The sequence below is a fragment of the Sporanaerobacter sp. PP17-6a genome (assembly GCF_900095615.1).
GTDB classification, from domain to species: domain Bacteria; phylum Bacillota; class Clostridia; order Tissierellales; family Acidilutibacteraceae; genus Acidilutibacter; species Acidilutibacter cellobiosedens.
In genome coordinates, this window is record NZ_FMIF01000015.1 from 43,905 (window position 1) to 63,354 (window position 19,450).

Here is a 19,450-nt window from a genome sequence, read left to right on the forward strand (position 1 = left end):
AACATTTCTTCTACCCATTTTGAACCATATATTTATTAATTTCATTTAGAGTTGGCATTCCTGTTTGGGCTCCAATATATTGAACAGATAATGATGCACCTGTTGTTGCAAATTTAACTGCATAGTCCAATTCCTTCTGCGATGCAATACAGCAGGCAAATAATCCGTTAAATGTATCTCCGGCCCCTGTGGTATCATTAACATTCACCTTTAAAGATTCCGATGTTGCTACAATTTCTTCCTTAACATAGGAAGCTCCGATTCTACCTCTTGTAACAATCAACCTGGTATTAGGATGGCTCATCTGCCAACAGACCATTGCTTTCTCCAGGGATTTATCATCATTAAATTCTGAACCATACATATATTCAAATTCCGTTTCATTAGGAGTGATATAATCAACTGAATCTATCAGTTCATTATGTAAATTACGATAAGGAGCCGGATTTAAAATTACTTTAGTATTACTGTTTTTTGCTTCTTTTATAGCATAAGTAACAGTATCTATTGGAATTTCCAGCTGCAATAATAGCACTTTTGAATCTCGTATAAGATTTGTCTGTTCTTTAATTTTTTGAACATCGCAATAGCTATTGGCTCCGGCAACAGTAACAATCGCGTTATCATATCTGGTTTTAAAAATTGAGGCAACACCGGTTGAAATTCCTTCCATAATATTAACTCCGGAGATATCTAATCTTTCTTTTTTTAGCTGTTTTAACAATACAGTGCCAAAAAAATCATTTCCTACACATCCGATTAATGATACTCCATCTATCACTCTGGATGCACATACCCCTTGATTGGCTCCCTTTCCTCCTAAAAAATAAGAAATGCTTTGCCCACAAATCGTCTCTCCGATTTTAGGTAAATGTTCGATATCAATTACTAAATCCATATTTAGGCTTCCTAAAATAACAATATTATTCATAGCATTCTCCTTGTATTATATAATGATAAAACGTTTTATCAAATATATGGTAACATATAAAGAAATCGTTGTCAAGCCAACAATAAAGGATATTTAGATTCTAATAATAAACAAGTTAGGTTCTATATTTCCCTAACTTGTTTATAAGTTTGTACACAATATTAATTTAATTATATTTTACCCTTTATAAAACTTCTCCATTTGTTTCAATTACTTTTTTGTACCAGTCAAAACTGTTTTTCTTTATACGTCTCCCTGAGCCATTTCCATAATCATCTAAGTCGACATAAATAAACCCGTATCGTTTACTCATCTCGCTTGAAGAACAACTCACGATATCAAGGGGTGCCCATGCATAATAGCCTCTCAAATCTACCCCATCTTTTATTGATTCCTTCATTTGTTCTATATGTTTCCGATAATAATCAGGGCGGTAGGTGTCTCGCACTTCTCCGTTTTCAAGTTTGTCATATAGCCCTATTCCATTTTCTGTAATATAAATGGGGCATTGGTATCTGTCATAGAATTCATTTAATAAAATCCTTAATCCCAAAGGATCAATTGACCACCCCCACGGGTTGGCGGGTAAACCCGGATTTCTGAAAACTTCATTTCTATTTTCATAACTTTCTTTGCTGCATAACATCGTATAATAATATGAGAAAGAGAGGAAATCACAATGATTTCTAAGAATCTCTTCATCCTCTTTTGTGATGACAATGTTTATATTATTGTCGCTAAAATAGCGATAGGCATATCCCGGAACAAACCCTTTCAATAAAACGTCTCCATACAAATACTCCATCTGATTATGCTTCATCGCAGCAAAAACATCTTCAGGTTTACCTGACGCCGGATAGGCCGGACCTCCGGAAAACATCATCCCGATCTTCACATCAGGATAATTATCATGGGAATACTTTGTAATGTGAGCACAGGAAATCATTTCATTGAACACTGCTTGATATTTTGCTTCAATAACATTTTCAACTGCATCTTCGGCAACGCCGAGATGATTAAATGACTCATGCTTAATCAGATTAATCTGATTCACAATTATCCAATGTTTTACCCGGTCATGATACCTGTCTAAAAGGACCTTCCCATATTTTGAAAAAAAATCAATCACTTCTTTTGAATACCAACCTTTATATTTTAAAGTTAAGTTTAACGGCATTTCGTAGTGGGACATGGTAATCATGGGAATCATTCCGTTTTTAATAATTTCATCGATTAAATTGTCATAGAACTTCAGTCCTTTTTCATTCGGCTCCTTGTCATCTCCATTAGGAAAAATTCTAGCCCAATTGATAGATGTTCTATAGGATTTTAAGCCCAATCCGTCCTTCCCCAGTAATTTCAGATCCTCTTTATAGGTATGATAAAAATCAATGCCAGTACGTTTAGGAAATATTCTATTTTTGCTTTTTAATGCTTCTAAAACATATTTTCTTGTCATTTCTTTATTGTATTTCTTCTCAATTGATATATCATCCCTGAATTCATTGATATCCGATACACATAATCCCTTCCTATCTTCAAGGTAAGCACCCTCCATTTGATTGGCGGCAAATGCGCCTCCCCACAAGAATTCTTTTGGAAAACCTTCCGGTATTTTTTTCATTTTATCCTCCGTTTTCTCTAAATAATAATTTTAGAAATTCATATATTTTATTTTTCTAAAACTTTTAATCGTTGATCTAAACTTTTAGCAATGTTAATAAGTTGTTTAGCAATATTGATCTCACTGTAAATTGTCATCAAGGTATCCTGTGCATGTGTGAACAATAATGAACTTTCAGATGCCGTTCCACGAATTTCATCTTGAATTGCATCGGTTTGAACTTTGTGCGCTTCGGTAATCTTCACTTGAGCAAGTTCCATTTCTTTTTCCGCAGTTTCAAAATCAAATATAGAAACCGCAATAAGCGCTTTTTCTACTCTTGTCCTTGCATCTCCGGCATGAAGAATAATCTGCATTGCATTCTGAACCATTTCTTCATTCATTTTATCTGCTCCTATCTTGATTTATTCTTGTATACTTGCTTGTTCGTTTTCATATTCTTGTTTTTCGTACGCTTTAAAAAATGGATACCAAATTAATGCTGACACAAAAACAGACAAAATTAAAAATAAAATTGCTTTAATTGACCTTGTCGAAATCCAGGTTCCAATTGGATACGGCATATACCATAGTTCAAATTGAATCCTTGGTATTGGAGCAAAAGCAATAACCTTACAAAAGAACCATGTCAGAAGAGGTAAGATAATACCCTGCAACCACATGGGCAGCATTAGCAATGGATTCCATGCAATACATCCGAATACTACAGGTTCATTGATATTAAAAATACTCGACCCAATACACGCTCTTCCCAATGCTTTTAATTTCTTTACTTTCGAGCGTATTAACATGATTACAAGAGGCATGGTACATGCAATTCCACCTACCCACATATAAGTAACATAAATAGTTCCTTCTGTAAACATATTCATATTGGCTACTGTAGCTGTCCCGGCAGCTATCATTGCAAGATTTGCTGCAATACTTGCCATTTTAACCGGTTGAGTCACCGGATCAAGTACCCATGGCGAAATCCCCATGGAATAAATAAAACATATAATAAAATTCATAATTGTAAACCCATACCAAGTATTTAAAACTTTCTGCAATGGCATGAACAGATTAGCAATTAAATTGTATAAATTAATATTTTTAACTTGTACAACAAGCCACCCCAAACATACGACTATAAAAATCGGAAGCATTTGATCAAACCATACTCTTACAAATTCCGGTATTGGCGAATCTTCTTTAAAAAACGAAAACTTGCCAAATGCACCAAATATTAATGATGTAATAATACCGGTAACAATTGCGACAAACATGCCTCCGGCGCCAAGGGCAGATGAATCAAAACCTACAGTTCCTTCTTTAACAATAACCGGCGTAGTACAGATCAAGAAAAATATTAATCCGGTCAATCCCGCGATTAATCTCTGCTTACGTAATTTCTTTCTCTTACAATAATTGAACGGTACAAGAAATGCTACAAATAAGGACAACTTTCCCATAGTCCAACCGAAAGGGGTCCAAAAACTGGGGAGGTTCGGAAAATAATCATTAAGAATTCCTAATACACAAAATACCGAACCAAGTAAAATAAAAGGCAATATCTGCATAACTGAATCCTTTAATATTACGACCCAGCTCAAATGACCTATTTTATTTAATTTGGGCGCAAATGAATTTTCTAACCAATTTATTAACTTATCCATCCCTTTTCCTCCTTTATTTTTTAATTTTCATTAAATAACGATAAAATATGATTCAGTGCCTTATCTCCGTCTAAAGTCGAATAATACTCCGGTTTCATTAAAGCAACTTTAACAGGGAATTCTTCTTCATATTCTTTGATTTCATCAATCATGCACTCTAAATGAGGACCGACAAAGATCAAATCACAATCGTCAATATAATTTCCTATTTCGGAATCACTTCTTGCATTAACTTGAATATCAATTCCTCTGACTTTTGCCGCTTTTCTGATATTTACTGCCATAAATCCGGAACTGGCTCCAGAACCGCATACCAACAAAACTCTTATTTTTTTCATGTTTTCCTCCTTCTGATCTTTAACCATCTATGTTATTTGTTCATATTAACTTCTCTTAATTTATAGAATATTCAATTGTATTTCCCATAACAAGTATTTCTATTTCCCAAGGGTAGGAAATAAATATATTTGTTATGTCAAATTATTTTATATATACTGAGATATAATAAAAAATAGTAGGGGCTGTCGAATATGGAGGAAAATAAAAAAAGGTTATTAGCACATCTTCTTAAAACAAATGATTGGGTTACTTCTGACGAACTATCCATATTACTGTCTGTTTCTACAAGAACTGTAAGGAATTATATCAAACAACTAAATACAACTTACAAAGGGTACGAGCTAATATTCTCTTCCTCCAGAGGATATAAAATTAACAAAAAAAATTACTATTTAATATTAAATAACAATGATAAATACAACACTGTAGAAACGCCTCAGCAAAGGATAAATTTTATTAGAAATAAATTAATAACCCATCCTAAAGGTTATAACTTGTTTGTACTTAGTTCAGATCTTTTTGTCAGCGAAGAAACTATTTTAGCTGATATAAATAGTTTGCAGGCATTTTTTAAAAATTTTAGTATAGTAATTAAAAAAAATAATTCAATGGATTTTTATCTGTCTGGACTTGAAAGAGATAAAAGAAAGATGATAAGATACATTGTAAACAATGAAAGTTCGGAAAATTTCACTCCGACGAAAGCTCTTGCTATGTTTTCTATGGAATTAAACAGTACTGAATACAATAATATAAGAAACTCAATTCACAAAATTCTAAACAAAAATAATCTATTTGTCAACGATTATGCCTTAAACAATATAACACTCCATTTGATAGTTATGGTTCAAAGAATCAGGCAAGGATTAAATATTGCTGAAGATGTTCAAATGGAAAAAATTCAAAACACTAAGGAAGCTAAAGTTGCAGATGAAATCAAAAAGTATTTAAATAATTCTTACGGTATTACAATGAATGAATCCGAATTTTATTATTTAACACTAACCATTTCAAGCTACACTTCGGAAATAAATTATTCTTTAGTGAATTCACACAATATACAGGATTTCATTGAAGGTAAATATATAGATATAGCAAAGCAAGCTATTGAAAAAGTGAAAGAGGTCTTTTCCTTCGATATCTTTGACGATGAATTTCTGCCTAAATTTACAATACATATCCGTAATTTGATGATACGAACATATAACGGTATGTATACAAAAAATCCTTTAACTGCAAAGATTAAAGAGGCATACCCTTTAATATATGAAATTGCAGTCTTTATTGCATTGGAATTACAGCGATATGAAGATGTTTATATATCTGAAGATGAAATAGCCTTTATTGCAATACACATTGGCGCTGAAATAGAGAAAAATAACAGCTTTAATAAAAAAGTTACGGCTGTATTTGTATACTTAGATTATTATGATACTCATCTAAAGGCTTATAATAAAATTAGAAAAATCTTTGAAAATAGTTTAGAAATAATCAATATGGTTTCTATAAACAATTTCTGTTTAAAAGAAATTAAAACCGATATGATAATTTCATGTGTACCAATAATATCCGATGATGATAATGTAATAGTAGTTTCACCATTTATAAGTGATGAAGATGTAAGTAATATAAATTCTAAACTAACTATGATAAAAAGAGCAAAGAAGCAAAAAAAAATTGAGGGGTATTTGAAATCTTTATTCGGCAGTACTTTATTTAAAAGAAATTATTATTTAAAGGATGAACATTTAATGATTAAAAATTTGACAAATGAAGTCATTGCCTTGAAATATGCAAATCCTGAGTTCTATGAAGAGGTAGAGCAAAGAGAAAAAATGTCACCTACATCCTTTAATAATTTAGTAGCTGTGCCGCACTCTTTAAAGCATAATGCTTATAAATCCTTTATATCCATGGTAATCAACGAAAAACCCATGAAGTGGGGAAATCAATATGTTAATATCATTGTACTTATAGGAATAAGTGAAACCGATCGTTCCACCTTTAGAGATGTCTTTGATATTTTAATTGAAATATTATCAGAACCTAAAAATGTACAGAAATTAATAAATTGCAGTGATTATGATGAATTCTTAGCTACAATTACAAATATGATAGAAATATAGAAGTTTAGTATCAAAATCCCATACGGCTCTGTTCCTTATATGAATACAAAAATGACTTTGCTATCTTATGAAAATCTTAGTAAATTCTTATGTTAAAATTCATAATTGGGGAAACTTATTCTGGTATAATATATTTAGCTATAGCAGAAAGGAGCGTTATTCCATGAACGATAAAATTCTTGTCGTTGATGACGAATATGAGATTGCGGACTTAATAGAAGTCTATTTGAAAAATGAAAATTATGTTGTTTACAAGTTCTATTCTGCTAAAGATGCTTTAACCTGCATTGAAACAGAAGAACTTGACCTTGCCATTCTGGATATTATGATGCCGAACATAAGTGGGTTTTCTCTTTGCCGGAAAATTCGCGAACAATATACTTTCCCGGTGATTATGTTGACTGCCAAAGACGAGGAAACAGATAAAATTACAGGCTTAACCTTAGGGGCTGACGATTATATTACAAAGCCCTTTCGCCCCCTTGAACTGGTTGCCAGAGTAAAGGCGCAGTTGCGCCGGTACAAAAAATACAATTCCTTCAAAGAGGGAACTGATATAAGTCCGGTTTTTTCCTATCTTGGGTTGGAAGTAAATACAAAAACCTATGAATGCCTGCTAAATGAAGAGCCTATTTCGTTGACCCCTACGGAATTTTCCATACTTCGTATTTTGCTTGAACGCAAAGGAACCGTAGTAAGCGCCGAAGAATTGTTTCATGAGATATGGCATGATGAATATTACAGCAAAAGCAATAACACGATCACTGTTCATATCCGGCATTTGCGTGAAAAAATGGGGGATACCTTAGACGAACCGAAATATATTAAAACTATATGGGGAGTGGGGTATAAAATTGGTTAAGAAAAATCATCCGATAGAAAATAAATTACGGCTCCGGCTGTATATTACTCTGTTAGTCTATACTCTGGTTGGTTATGCCTTAGTCATGATAACCGACTATGGGTTTAATCAGTCTTCAAATCCGTTTTTTAGGTGGTTTCATTTGAGAATTGACTTGGTCTATTTTTTGTATCTGATTATTGGTTTTTGCTGCATCTTCTATTACTATTGGAAAAAGCCCTGGGTATATTTACAGGAAATTATAAATGCTACCCAAACTGTGTATCAGCAAAACGATAGTACCATAGAGCTATCCGAACCCCTTAAGAACATAGAAAAGCAAATGAACCAAATTAAAATGTCTGTCCTGTTAAGTCAGCAGGCGGTAAAAGAAACAGAGAACAAAAAGAATGAATTAGTGATGTATCTGGCTCATGATATTCGGACACCGTTGACTTCTATTATCGGTTATTTAAGTTTACTTGATGAATCACCCGATATTCCGGTTGAACAAAAGGCAAAATATGTAGGTATTGCACTAAAAAAGGTACAACGGTTGGAAAAGCTCATCAATGAATTTTTTGAAATTACACGATACAATGCGCAGCAAATCAAGATAACCAAAGAGAATGTAGACTTATACTATATGCTCGTACAGTTGATCGATGAATTTTATCCCATATTGTCTGCCAAGGGAAATTATGCTACTCTCCATGCAGATGAAAATTTGACAGTCTATGCAGACTCAGAAAAGTTAGCCAGAGTGTTCAACAACATTCTGAAAAACGCTGTTGTATATAGTTATCCTAATACGGAAATTATTATTTCCGCAAAAGCGAACAAAAATAAAATCGTTATTACATTTGAAAACCATGGACAGACGATCCCTTCTGATCAACTATCTGCTATTTTTGAGAAATTCAATCGTTTAGATGAAGCCCGCAAATCAGATACAGGGGGAGCGGGACTTGGCTTATCTATTGCAGAAGAAATAGTCCATTTACACGGGGGAGAAATTTCCGCTCATAGTGAAAATGATACCGTCACGTTTACCGTGTCACTGCCAACTATGACTTAGGAAAACATTAATTCGATGTTAGGATTTTCTTAGGAATTTATTCGGTTCATCTTAAAGTTTCAAACGCTCTTGCTCAGTACAATATGTATTGAACAAGGGCGTTTGCTTTTGTAATAGAAGAAAAGGAGAAATGACATGGAACTGACGATTGAACACCTTAGCAAACAGTTTAAGGATAAAACCGCCGTTGATGATGTCTGCCTGAGCCTTACGCCGGGTGTATGGGGCCTGATTGGTGCCAACGGGGCCGGTAAAACTACGTTGATGCTGATGATTGCAGACATTATGAAACCGACCAGCGGTAGAGTCCTTTATGATGGAAAAAATATTCATACTATGGGGGAAGAATACAGAAATCTATTTGGATTTTTGCCGCAAGAATTTGGCTTCTTTCATGATTTTACTGTTAAAGATTATTTGGAATATGTTGCTGCCCTTAAGGACGTACCGACAAAAACAACAAGAAAAAAAATTGATAGTCTATTGGATACCCTCACCCTTTCTGATGCAAAAAACAAAAAAATCGTAAAACTATCCGGGGGAATGAGGCGCCGGGTTGGAATTGCACAAGCGGTGTTGAACGACCCCAAAATCCTTGTTATGGATGAACCGACTGCTGGCCTTGACCCAGGCGAGCGGGTTCGCTTCCGCAATTTCATTTCGGAATTTTCCCATAACCGCATTGTTCTCATATCGACGCATATTGTATCTGACATTGAGTACATCGCCACCCAAAATGCTATTATGAAAGCCGGTAAAATTCTTGATGTCGGCACAACGGACGAATTAGTGAAGCAAGTCGTGGGAAAAGTCTGGACTTGCATAGTACCTGCTGACAATTTGCCGATGTATGAAATGCAGTTGCGTATTATCAACCAGCGCGGCGAGGACAACAATCAAGTATCCATTCGCTATTTGGCCGATGAACCAAAAGTAAGCAACTCGGTTATGGCTTCCCCGCGCTTAGAAGATTTGTATTTGTGGCTATTCCCACAAGATGATATTGGAAAGGAGGAAAAATAACATATGCGTATCTATTGGCTGGAAATGAGGCGTGTGTTGAAATCACACCGCACTATGATTCTACTGCTTATTACTTTAGTAATGGCTGCGGCAATGGCTTGGCTTCCCGTAATGTTTGAATCCATCAACTATCAAGACGATAACGGAAAAATCGTTGAATTAAATGGTTTGAAGGCGATTGCCTATAAAAAATCGATTCGTTCCGTCCATAATGGTAAAGTTACACCCGAAAAGCTCAAAGCTGCCTTGAAAACATATCAAAACACTGTTTCCCAATATGGAGACGTTGACAGTGAAAATTTTCCGTTTGATGTCTATACGGAAAAGATTTCTCCAATCAGCGTACTTTTAGGAAGAGGAGTGCGAGAAGCGTTTGCTGACCCCAAAACCGGTATGGCGGCAGATTTAAAGGATATTTCTCCGGACGAATTTGATCGCTTTTATGAGCAAACTGTGCAGCACCTAAAAGATTACATGCAATTAGAGAAAAAGGGATCAGTTGCACAAGAGAAGGCCGTGAAAAAATACGCAGAGGTAAAAACACCTTTTCAGTTATATGCCGGATATTCAAGGGATGCCTTTGATTACATTGAATTTTTCATTTTTGTATGTGTCATTCTTTGTACCGCTATTGCCGCACCTACATTTTCAAGTGAATATCAGACAGGCTCTGACAGTATTTTGCGTTGCACAAAGCATGGGCGTTTCCGGTTGGCAATTATGAAAGTAGCGGCCGCTTTAACGATTTTTGTTGTAACTTTCGTTGTATGTATCCTTTTACATTTACTCATTTCCGATCTTGCCTTTGGGCCGGAGTGCCTGAAAACATCCATGCAGATGTTATTCTCAACGATCAGCCTACCCGCTCTCAATCTCGGACAATTACAAATTGTTTTAGCTGCCGGTGGGTTACTTTCTTTGCTTGCAACGGTCAGCTTCACATTATTTTTATCAGCTAAATGCAAAGACTCGCTGACTGTCATTCTGATTGCCTTTGTATCGTGTTTGCTTCCCATATTTGCGTATTCAGCCGTGGGTGAAAACTGGATTAGTTCTATTTTGCCATCAGCAGGAGTTGGTATGAGGAATAATCTGCTATATCAACTGTATGACCTTAACTACTTGCATATTGGTCAAATTAGCCTTTGGGTGCCTGATGTTATACTGGTGGCTGCGGCAGTTGAAATTCCAATTTTCCTGTTACTGGCCGTACACGCCTATTGCAAGCATCAAGCTTAAACGGCAGTTTTGAAACAAAATTCAAAGCCATCATTTTTTTTGCTTATACAACAGCAAACGGCGGCATAAAGAGGTTGCCGCCGTAACTTTTCCACGAGGGATATCTGAAATCTTTATTCGGCAGTATTTTATCTGCCTTACTCATCAATAGAATTCATCAGAGTAGCAAAATAATCATAATCTATATTTCCATCTGTAACTTTAAAATATTTTTCTGCCTTTACGTATTTCATCTCGGTTATGTTGTCTTTTTTATTTTCAGTTATGGAAAGTACATCCTCATGAATCCACAGCCAATTATCCTCCATTACGGAAACGGCTAAAGATTCACCGGTAGTACTATTCTTTAAAAAGATGGTATAAAGGAACCAAGCATTGGGACCATCTTTATATTCCGTTCCCTGAAGGCTGTTAAATTTATTCAGTATTTCATCAATCTTGTCAGTGTCGTTTTCCGTTTTATGAGAATTATCGTTCCAAAAAACAATCTGATCAAAATTTTTGGCTTTGGCAGTATCCAAATATTCATTTAATACCAGTTCTTCAAAAGTCCCTTTCTTTTTATAATTAATGCTAAATAAGACTACGACTAATAATATGATTATTAAAGGAATAATAAACCTTTTCATCCTCTTTGCCCCCTTAGTTAACATCAAACAATATATTATTTAAAAATTTTCTAATTTTATATTCAGCTGCTTTCTTTTTAATTATTATTTTATATATATGTTATATTATAACATTTTTATTAGGCACTCTTGACAGCCCCAAAACAATATATTATTCTATAATAGATAGACAGTCGGTCTATATAAAGGAGATATTAAAAATGAGGATAGTAAAACAAGCTGAAGAACGTAAAAATGAAATACTCGACGCTGCAGATGAACTTTTCCGTCAAAAGGGTTTTGATGCCACAAGCACAAATGATATTCTTGAAAAGGTAGGGATTGCACGAGGAACTTTATATTATCATTTTAAATCGAAGGAAGATATTATGAACGCTCTAATTGAGAGATATAATGTCCGCCTTTTAAGTACAGCACAGGAAATCGCCGCAGATAAAGATATACCCATAAACGAACGTATTATCAGCATTGTAATGGCGCTGGATATAAGCAATAAGGGAGGCAATGGGATTATCGACCATATTCATAAGCCTCAGAATGCACTTATGCATCAAAAAATACAAAAGGTTATATTAAGCGGCATTGTACCAATACTGACGGAAATAATTTGTGAAGGAATTAAACAAGGGCTGTTTGATACGCCTTTCCCATATGAATGTATGGAAATGATCGTTGCATATACGAATACTATTTTTGATAATGATATGGTTGAAATGACAAAAGAAGAAAGGGCTTTACGTATACAGGCTTTTATTTTCAACGTGGGAAGACTCCTTGGCGCTGAAAAAGGAAGTCTTACGGATATTATGCAGATGTTTGATAAAAAAAATGAAGACAGCAATAAATAATGGAAAAATTCTTTTAAAAATGGAGGTGACTTATGTATTACAAAATAATTCGCAATGACATTTTAAAAAGTAAGACTATGACACTTACGACAATGATATTCGTTGTTGCCGCAGCTATGCTTGTTTCCCTTGCAGCGATACTTGGAATAAATCTCTTAGGCTCCATAGATACATTAATGGAACAAGCAAAAACTCCGCATTTTATGCAGATGCACTCAGGAGAAATTGATATTTCACAGCTTGGGGCCTTTGCAGAACAAAACGGCAATGTTGATGAATTCCAGGTACTTGAATTTCTCAACATTGATGGCGCACAGATTATAATTGGAAAAAACTCACTTGCAAATAGTGTTCAGGATAACGGCTTATGTACACAGAGTAAAAGATTTGATTATCTCCTTGACCTTGACGGGAAAGTTATAAAAGTATCCCCTGAAGAAATCTACATTCCCATATCCTACATGAAAGATGGCAGTGCAAAAGTGGGAGAGCCGGTTGTTATATGCGGAAAAGAATTTACTGTTGCGGGATTTCTCCGGGATTCACAGATGAATTCGTTACTTGCCTCATCAAAAAGGTTCCTCGTAAACGAAAATGATTATGCAAAAATAAGGAATTTAGGAAACACAGAATATTTAATTGAATTCAGATTAAAAGACTTATCCACCCTTGGTGCATTTGAAACTGCTTATACCTCAGCAGGACTTGAATCAAACGGACCAGTGGTTACGTATCCCCTTTTAAAAACGATCAATGCAATTTCCGACGGACTGATGATTGGAGTTATCCTTATTGTAAGTCTGCTTGTCGTTGCAATTGCATTTATGTGCATACGCTTCACGCTTCTTGCAAAAATAGAGGATGACTATCGGGAAATAGGTGTTATGAAAGCAATTGGACTTAAGGTTAACCATATAAAGAAAATATACCTTGTAAAGTATACGGCAATTGGAGGAATAGGCTGTATTCTTGGATTTATACTTTCGTTTTTATTCAGAGGCATGCTTCTTGAAAATATACGGCTTTATATGGGTAAAAGTAAAAATTCTTCTTTTGCTTTGCTCTTTGGAATGGTTTGTGTTCTTTTTATATTCCTTTCAATTATTATTTATGTGAATAATATTCTAAAACGCTTTAGAAAAATATCAGCTGCTGAAGCAATACGTTTTGGTACCTCACAAGAAAAACTTTTAGGTGCAAAAAATTTTAGCTTAAGCAAGAACAAACTGTTTGATACAAATATTTTTCTCGCCATTAAAGATGTTCTCTCAAGGAAAAAAATTTATACCACAATGTTTATGGTGTTTGTAATTTCAGCCTTTATTATTATTGTTCCCCGGAATTTGTACAACACCATTTCCTCAAAGGAATTCATCACGTATATGGGAATAGGAAAAACCGATATGCGTATCGACATTCAACAAATCAACAATATTTCCGAAAAATCAGCTGAAATTGTAAAAGCAATGGAAAATGACAGTTATATATCCAAATATACCATGCTTACTACCAAAGCATTTAAAGTAAAGATAGAGAACGGCTCGGAAGAGCGTATAAAAATCGAATTAGGCGACCATTCCATATTTCCTGTAAGATATTCCGAAGGCAGGGCACCTGTCTTAGAAGACGAAATTGCACTTTCGGTTATAAATGCTAATGAACTAGGTAAAAAAGTCGGAGATGCCATTACGTTAATGACGTCAAGGAGGGAAAAAGATTTCAAGGTATGCGGAATTTATTCCGATATCACCAACGGTGGCAAAACCGCAAAAGCTGTTTTTTCCGATAATTCAGCGGATACTATGTGGACCATTATTTATGCTGATATCTTGGATAAATCCCTTATCAGCAGTAAGGTTTCGGAATATGCAAATAAATTTAGTTTCGCAAAAGTTTCAGATATTGATAAATATATTATACAGACATTCAGCTCTACAATAAGATCTGTCGAAAAGGGTTCCTATGTAGCAATTATCGTTGCATTGGTCATATCAGGACTGGTTACACTATTGTTTATGAAAATGCTTATAGCAAAGGACAAATACAATACCGCCGTAATGAAAGCTTTAGGTTTTACAAACTCTGATATTACAGTACAATATGTTTCGCGTTCCATATTCGTTTTGATCGCGGGAATTGTTTTCGGTACACTTCTGGCAAACACTCTTGGAGAGATGCTCATAGGTGCAATTATATCTTTGTTTGGAGCATCATCATTTAATTTCACGATTAATCCCCTTTCAGCGTATATTTTTTGTCCGCTGATGATGATATGTTCAGTACTTATTGCAACAATTATCGGTACATCCCATGCAGGAAAAATAAAAATATTTCAAAATATAAAGGAGTAAATCATGAAAAAGATTATTATCGGTGAAAACATAGTAAAATCTCTTGGTGAAGGCAATGAAAAGTTCAATGTCCTCAACGGAGTGTCTGTTGAAATAAACGAAGGGGAATTTGTTGCGGTTATGGGCCCTTCAGGCTCAGGGAAAACGACATTGATGTTTACGTTGAGCGGAACCGATAGTGTTGACGGAGGAAAAGTTATTTTTTGCGGTAAAGATTTATCCTCACTTAAAGAACAGGAACTTGCTGACATGCGCAGAACAAAAATGGGGTTTGTTTTTCAGCAGCCCACTTTGTTAAAAAATTTGAATATACTTGACAATATCATTCTTTCTTCAATGCTTGACAACAGAAAAAACTCTATAAATATTATCGAAAAAGCCAAAAATCTTATGAAAAAAACAGGAATTGAAGGATTGGAAAAACGTGATATTACACAGGTTTCAGGGGGACAGCTTCAGCGCGCCGGAATATGCCGAGCACTTATGTGTAACCCGGAAATTATCTTTGGCGATGAACCAACGGGTTCCCTTAATTCAAAATCTGCACAAGGGATTATGAATATCTTTTCTGAAATTAATGCGGGAGGTACCGCGCTTATGCTTGTAACTCACGATGCAAAGGTAGCGGCTCAGGCAGAACACATTATGTTTATACGCGACGGAAAAATTATAAATGAAATACGTCTTTCAAAATTCAATGGTACAGATACTGACAGCAGGATGAAAGAAGTTACAACGAAAATGCAAGAAATAGGAATATAATATGTGGAGACAGCAGGCTAAGTAGAAATGGATAAATTACCCTTAAAGACTGTACGGAAAGTCGGTTTAATACATTATTATATAAATATGTTTCTGTACAGTCTCTCAACATCAGTAAAGCATCATCTATGTCTGCAACAAGGTTATTTTTACTGCTGAAAGGTCCAGTTGAAATTATTACTTTGCCAACTGTTCCTGTAGGGCTGATAAGAGCATTTACCAAAGTATTGTCTGCTCCGGCACCTTTTAACAATCTTTGAGTATACCCTGCCGTGGGGAAAACCTGATTAACATGACCGGAATCCGTTTCTTTGGCTATTTCCGCTAAAACATACATAACCTTTTCTCCCTTTCTATGGTGCAATATATTTACTATTTATAATTTTCATACGTTACATGTATTTCTGTATATTATAATATATCAAAGCTATGTGTTTATAAAGATTGCTTTTCTTCACATCAGATGGTGCAATTTTGTTATATCATTCATTTGTAACAACAAAAAAAACCGCATCTTCAAAATATGCGGACCTTATTGTTCCCATTTCTTCTCTATTTTTTATATTCCCTAAAAATTTCCTTTAAATATTTATTATCCCCTTTCATTACAATATCATATACTGTTCTTCCGTCGGAAGTTATAACATAGGGATCGGCTCCTGCTTCCAATAAAATCTTTGCCATATCACAGTTGCCCATTACAAGTATCATTTCTATAGGATATTTACCATCCGAATTCTTTCCGTTAATATCTACGGATTTGCTCTTTATTATTTTGTTTACAAGATTCACGTCATTTTCTTGTACTGCTTTTGTCAGTTGGTCTATAGTATACGAACCAATTTCTGTAACTGTACTATCTTGTCTCAAAGAAAAACCCTTACCACTAAAATCAAATAGCATAGCAGCCAATATAATTGCAGCAAAAGTAATATAAGCTCCTGTCTTTTTTCTCATTACAATACCTCCTTATAATATGATATACCCCCTGTATCTTTTTTGTTTTTTATGGCTTTAAATATTTATTTTAACGTAATAAATCGTTTTCCTGATTTCATCTATTAAATTAATTTCTCTTTATTGATATTATTAATTTATTAGTCCAAGAATATATTAGATGAACAAAAATGTCAACAAAAATATAGCCTTATATAATTTCCGTTTTTCTTGTAATTCTATTCACTCTTATAAGAAATGCATTATGTGCATCGTAAGTAAAAATCTGAATCTGAATAAACTAAAAATGAGTATTAAAACGATCTCTTTCTTGCAGGGACGGTTCTTTTTGTTTGAAAAATCAAACAAAAAGAACCGTCCCCTAATTCCCTAATTTCCCTAATTTATCAATTTGTAGAATATACTGATATCTATGGGCTATTACACCTATATTGTCTTTCTTATAACTCTTGAAGAAATGTGTGTAGACAAAATTCCAATAGACAAATTAATGACTATAATAACTATATACGCATTAAAATTAAAAATAAATTTGGGATTTACAAGAATCTGTCTTCCCTTAAGATAATTATAAATAAATATTTCCGCAATTACACTTGCAAGGCAAGTAATAATCGAACTTATCAAACCATAGAAAATTCCCTCATATCTTATCATGTTATTGAACTGTGTATTTGTAAGACCTACAGCTATCATCATATTAAATTCCTTCGCTCTTGATAAAAAATTGTGGTTTATCTCATTTATTACATTTATAAATGAGATAAGAAATACTACCAATACTATAGAATAAATAGAAATCTTTCTCTCTTCATTTAAAGTTTTTATATTCTCCCTTTCTTGACTATAGTCTAAGATATAGGAACCATTAATTTTGTTTATTTTTTCCAACAATTTTTCGTTAATTATTTCATGAGAAACATTTTTATATTTATTGATTTTTATCATTCTGTACTTATCACATTTTGTTAATTCGTAAAACTTATTAATTGGAATAATCACATCTATGCTATTATCCATAACATAATAAATATCTTTAGTAGGCAAAGTTGAAACTATTGCACCGACTTTTAATGTTTTATTGACATAGTCATTAGGTTTTCCGGGTTCCTTAAAATTTTCTTCTCTCTGAGAAATCAAAACCCCATCTTTTTTAAATCTAATTTGGATTTCATCTCCTACAGATATATTACCTACATATCCATTTTTGCCTTTAGGCATATATATAATGACTTTATCTTCTTTTTCAAACATATTATCATCAAGTCTTCCCTCTACTAAATAGTCCTTAAGACTTTTAATCTGCTGATCTGTATATCCCCATAAATTATTTTCAAGAATATACTTATCCGAATATTTATCTTGTTTTATAATTCCCTTAAGTACCTCTTTATAATATCTGCTATTGTTTATATTATCAAAATACTCCATATCCGCTATGTCTTTTTTATCTAAAAGGAGCTGACCATACAGTTTCTGAATTGGTATTACCTCTTTTATTCCGTTGATATTCTCAATATCTTTTACATCTTTTTTGCTGAACCCTTGAAATAAGGGTATAACAGGATTAATAAATACTTCATAATCCGCATTGAATTTTGAAGAGTTTTGTTTAATATCTATATTTCTGCTTATAGCATCATTATAAAAATTTGCTGAAATAAATAATACTCCACCTAAACTCATTGATAAAACCATAGTCCAAAACTTTTTATTATTTTTAATAATATTACGGTTTATTATTTTATATGTAATATCCATATTATTTAAGCTTCTATGTTTTTTAATATTCCTTGTTTTTTTCTGCTCAAACCCTTCCGTTATTATATCTACTGCTGGTGTTTTCCATATAAAGCTTGATATCTTTGCAGTTGAAACAGTTATTGAAATCAGAGCTACCAATATGCTAACGACAAAGGACGAAATGGAAAAAACTATTTGTCCGCTGTTAATATAACTGTCAGTAAATAATCCCGTTGTAATCCTTTGTAATCCCCAAGCTCCCAAATATCCACCTATCGCACCTAATGGTATTGATATTATCAGAAGTCCAAACATCTCACAAAAAATAATTTTGAATATCTGACCTGACGTAGCTCCTACTGCTTTTATCATCCCATATTCTCTAATTCTTTTATACATGGAAATACTAAAAATGCTGTATATTATCATAGATGACAATACAACAACAAATAAAGAAACGATTACTATATCCCAATTTATATCATTAAGCTCACCCATAGCTTCCAGAAGTTCATAATTTATACTTATTTTATCTTTTTTAGCTTTTATAAGTTCGGTAAGTTCTTTAATCGATTTATTCAAATCAACTCCATCTTTAAATTCAATATAAACGTCCATAGGATGCTTTTTGTCAACCCTGTTAAGTCCATCTTGCTGCAGGTTCAATATTCCCACCGCATCCAATGCAGATTTCCCTCTGGGGCTATCACTCAAAATTCCTACCAGTTCAAATTCTTCTTCTCCTTTTGATTTCCCATTTATATTTTCTAAATTCATAGTTATCTTTTGATTCAATAAGGGTTTTAATCCAATATTGTATATAACCCACTTTTCCAACGCAATCTCCCCAGATTTTAAAGGGTATCTTCCTGAAATTATTTTTGAATTTCTGAAATTTATATATTCTTCATTAGCATTTAATAAATTCATATAAATTTTTTCTTTATAATTCCAAGATGCATAATATACATATACTCCCATAGATTTAATATTCTTGCTGTTCTTTTTTAACAGGTTTAACTGCTCTTTACCCAGCTCATCAAATCTTACATGGTATTTCCCCTCATATTTAACCTTTTCAACTTCTGCATTTTTAGCACTCAGCGAAAGAGTACTCATTCCTATAATTAAACTCATACTCAAAACTATGCTCAATATTATTGAAAACGACTCAGAAATGTTCTTCTTGATATACCTTAGTGCTAAAGATTTGTATGATTTCATTTGAAATCTCTCCTCCGCTTTCAGTATCTCTAAATAAATTTTTTATAAATATATTTTAGCTACTTACTACCAAAGAGATC

17 protein-coding genes are annotated in these 19,450 nt (G+C 33.7%); 8 read left to right on the top strand and 9 right to left on the bottom strand.

Annotation, left to right across the window (positions count from 1 at the left end; genetic code table 11):
• Positions 1-10 precede the first annotated feature (10 nt).
• From PP176A_RS07375 to PP176A_RS07395, 5 genes are all read right to left on the bottom strand, one after another.
• The gene (locus PP176A_RS07375; protein ID WP_071139825.1) at positions 11-931 is read right to left on the bottom strand and encodes a ribokinase; all 921 of its coding nucleotides are present in this window, start codon (positions 929-931) and stop codon (positions 11-13) included.
• Positions 932-1,115: 184 nt separating this feature from the next.
• Positions 1,116-2,555, bottom strand: coding sequence for a glycoside hydrolase family 1 protein (locus PP176A_RS07380; protein ID WP_071139826.1), 1,440 nt, complete (start codon positions 2,553-2,555; stop codon positions 1,116-1,118).
• A 47-nt stretch (positions 2,556-2,602) separates the two neighbouring features.
• Entirely contained in the window at positions 2,603-2,938 is a 336-nt protein-coding gene (locus PP176A_RS07385) for a PTS lactose/cellobiose transporter subunit IIA (protein ID WP_071139827.1), read from the bottom strand.
• Positions 2,939-2,959: 21 nt separating this feature from the next.
• Positions 2,960-4,210, bottom strand: coding sequence for a PTS sugar transporter subunit IIC (locus tag PP176A_RS07390; RefSeq protein WP_071139828.1), 1,251 nt, complete (start codon positions 4,208-4,210; stop codon positions 2,960-2,962).
• Positions 4,211-4,230: 20 nt separating this feature from the next.
• Positions 4,231-4,548: a PTS sugar transporter subunit IIB gene (locus tag PP176A_RS07395; RefSeq protein WP_071139829.1), complete on the bottom strand. Its 318-nt coding sequence runs from the start codon at positions 4,546-4,548 to the stop codon at positions 4,231-4,233.
• Positions 4,549-4,740: 192 nt separating this feature from the next.
• Here PP176A_RS07395 and PP176A_RS07400 point away from each other — a divergent pair, with 192 nt between their 5' ends.
• The 5 genes from PP176A_RS07400 (at position 4,741) to PP176A_RS07420 (ending at position 10,856) form a co-directional block, all read left to right on the top strand.
• Positions 4,741-6,675, top strand: a complete 1,935-nt coding sequence (locus PP176A_RS07400; RefSeq protein WP_071139830.1) for a BglG family transcription antiterminator — start codon at positions 4,741-4,743, stop codon at positions 6,673-6,675.
• Between the two features lie 163 nt (positions 6,676-6,838).
• Positions 6,839-7,537, top strand: coding sequence for a VanR-ABDEGLN family response regulator transcription factor (gene vanR, locus PP176A_RS07405; RefSeq protein ID WP_071139831.1), 699 nt, complete (start codon positions 6,839-6,841; stop codon positions 7,535-7,537).
• 337 nt (positions 7,538-7,874) lie between these two features.
• Positions 7,875-8,594, top strand: a complete 720-nt coding sequence (locus PP176A_RS07410) for a sensor histidine kinase (RefSeq protein WP_441296104.1) — start codon at positions 7,875-7,877, stop codon at positions 8,592-8,594.
• A gap of 135 nt (positions 8,595-8,729) precedes the next feature.
• Positions 8,730-9,617, top strand: coding sequence for an ABC transporter ATP-binding protein (locus PP176A_RS07415; RefSeq protein WP_071139833.1), 888 nt, complete (start codon positions 8,730-8,732; stop codon positions 9,615-9,617).
• A 3-nt stretch (positions 9,618-9,620) separates the two neighbouring features.
• On the top strand, positions 9,621-10,856 hold the full coding sequence (locus tag PP176A_RS07420) for an ABC transporter permease subunit (protein WP_071139834.1): 1,236 nt from the start codon (positions 9,621-9,623) through the stop codon (positions 10,854-10,856).
• 137 nt (positions 10,857-10,993) lie between these two features.
• Here the strand turns inward: PP176A_RS07420 and PP176A_RS07425 are convergent, their stop codons facing one another.
• Positions 10,994-11,485, bottom strand: coding sequence for a hypothetical protein (locus PP176A_RS07425; protein WP_071139835.1), 492 nt, complete (start codon positions 11,483-11,485; stop codon positions 10,994-10,996).
• 200 nt (positions 11,486-11,685) lie between these two features.
• On the opposite strand from PP176A_RS07425, the gene PP176A_RS07430 reads away from it, so the two are divergent.
• From PP176A_RS07430 to PP176A_RS07440, 3 genes are read left to right on the top strand one after another with little or no spacing between them, the layout of a single operon-like run.
• Positions 11,686-12,333 carry a TetR/AcrR family transcriptional regulator gene (locus PP176A_RS07430; protein WP_071139836.1) on the top strand — a complete coding sequence of 216 codons (648 nt, stop codon included), beginning with the start codon at positions 11,686-11,688 and terminating at the stop codon, positions 12,331-12,333.
• Positions 12,334-12,365: 32 nt separating this feature from the next.
• Positions 12,366-14,684, top strand: coding sequence for an ABC transporter permease (locus PP176A_RS07435; RefSeq protein WP_071139837.1), 2,319 nt, complete (start codon positions 12,366-12,368; stop codon positions 14,682-14,684).
• A 3-nt stretch (positions 14,685-14,687) separates the two neighbouring features.
• The gene (locus tag PP176A_RS07440) at positions 14,688-15,446 is read left to right on the top strand and encodes an ABC transporter ATP-binding protein (protein ID WP_071139838.1); all 759 of its coding nucleotides are present in this window, start codon (positions 14,688-14,690) and stop codon (positions 15,444-15,446) included.
• On the opposite strand, the gene PP176A_RS07445 is transcribed toward PP176A_RS07440, so the two are convergent.
• From PP176A_RS07445 to PP176A_RS07455, 3 genes are all read right to left on the bottom strand, one after another.
• Positions 15,415-15,783 (bottom strand): KDGP aldolase, encoded by a 369-nt coding sequence (locus PP176A_RS07445; RefSeq protein WP_071139839.1) that lies wholly within the window; start codon positions 15,781-15,783, stop codon positions 15,415-15,417. The two genes, PP176A_RS07440 and PP176A_RS07445, sit on opposite strands and share 32 nt — an antisense overlap.
• 215 nt (positions 15,784-15,998) lie before the next feature.
• Entirely contained in the window at positions 15,999-16,403 is a 405-nt protein-coding gene (locus PP176A_RS07450) for an ankyrin repeat domain-containing protein (RefSeq protein ID WP_071139840.1), read from the bottom strand.
• Positions 16,404-16,829: 426 nt separating this feature from the next.
• On the bottom strand, positions 16,830-19,370 hold the full coding sequence (locus tag PP176A_RS07455; RefSeq protein WP_071139841.1) for an ABC transporter permease: 2,541 nt from the start codon (positions 19,368-19,370) through the stop codon (positions 16,830-16,832).
• Positions 19,371-19,450 lie beyond the last annotated feature (80 nt).

Excerpts from the sequence above, each read along its gene's own strand:
- PP176A_RS07375 (WP_071139825.1), bottom strand. The coding sequence starts at position 931 with ATGAATAATATTGTTATTTTAGGAAGCCTAAATATGGATTTAGTAATT.
- vanR (WP_071139831.1), top strand. The coding sequence starts at position 6,839 with ATGAACGATAAAATTCTTGTCGTTGATGACGAATATGAGATTGCGGAC.
- PP176A_RS07440 (WP_071139838.1), top strand. The coding sequence starts at position 14,688 with ATGAAAAAGATTATTATCGGTGAAAACATAGTAAAATCTCTTGGTGAA.
- PP176A_RS07435 (WP_071139837.1), top strand. The coding sequence starts at position 12,366 with ATGTATTACAAAATAATTCGCAATGACATTTTAAAAAGTAAGACTATG.
- PP176A_RS07425 (WP_071139835.1), bottom strand. The coding sequence starts at position 11,485 with ATGAAAAGGTTTATTATTCCTTTAATAATCATATTATTAGTCGTAGTC.
- PP176A_RS07420 (WP_071139834.1), top strand. The coding sequence starts at position 9,621 with ATGCGTATCTATTGGCTGGAAATGAGGCGTGTGTTGAAATCACACCGC.
- PP176A_RS07395 (WP_071139829.1), bottom strand. The coding sequence starts at position 4,548 with ATGAAAAAAATAAGAGTTTTGTTGGTATGCGGTTCTGGAGCCAGTTCC.
- PP176A_RS07390 (WP_071139828.1), bottom strand. The coding sequence starts at position 4,210 with ATGGATAAGTTAATAAATTGGTTAGAAAATTCATTTGCGCCCAAATTA.
- PP176A_RS07385 (WP_071139827.1), bottom strand. The coding sequence starts at position 2,938 with ATGAATGAAGAAATGGTTCAGAATGCAATGCAGATTATTCTTCATGCC.
- PP176A_RS07415 (WP_071139833.1), top strand. The coding sequence starts at position 8,730 with ATGGAACTGACGATTGAACACCTTAGCAAACAGTTTAAGGATAAAACC.
- PP176A_RS07455 (WP_071139841.1), bottom strand. The coding sequence starts at position 19,370 with ATGAAATCATACAAATCTTTAGCACTAAGGTATATCAAGAAGAACATT.
- PP176A_RS07400 (WP_071139830.1), top strand. The coding sequence starts at position 4,741 with ATGGAGGAAAATAAAAAAAGGTTATTAGCACATCTTCTTAAAACAAAT.
- PP176A_RS07450 (WP_071139840.1), bottom strand. The coding sequence starts at position 16,403 with ATGAGAAAAAAGACAGGAGCTTATATTACTTTTGCTGCAATTATATTG.
- PP176A_RS07445 (WP_071139839.1), bottom strand. The coding sequence starts at position 15,783 with ATGTATGTTTTAGCGGAAATAGCCAAAGAAACGGATTCCGGTCATGTT.
- PP176A_RS07430 (WP_071139836.1), top strand. The coding sequence starts at position 11,686 with ATGAGGATAGTAAAACAAGCTGAAGAACGTAAAAATGAAATACTCGAC.
- PP176A_RS07380 (WP_071139826.1), bottom strand. The coding sequence starts at position 2,555 with ATGAAAAAAATACCGGAAGGTTTTCCAAAAGAATTCTTGTGGGGAGGC.
- PP176A_RS07410 (WP_441296104.1), top strand. The coding sequence starts at position 7,875 with ATGTCTGTCCTGTTAAGTCAGCAGGCGGTAAAAGAAACAGAGAACAAA.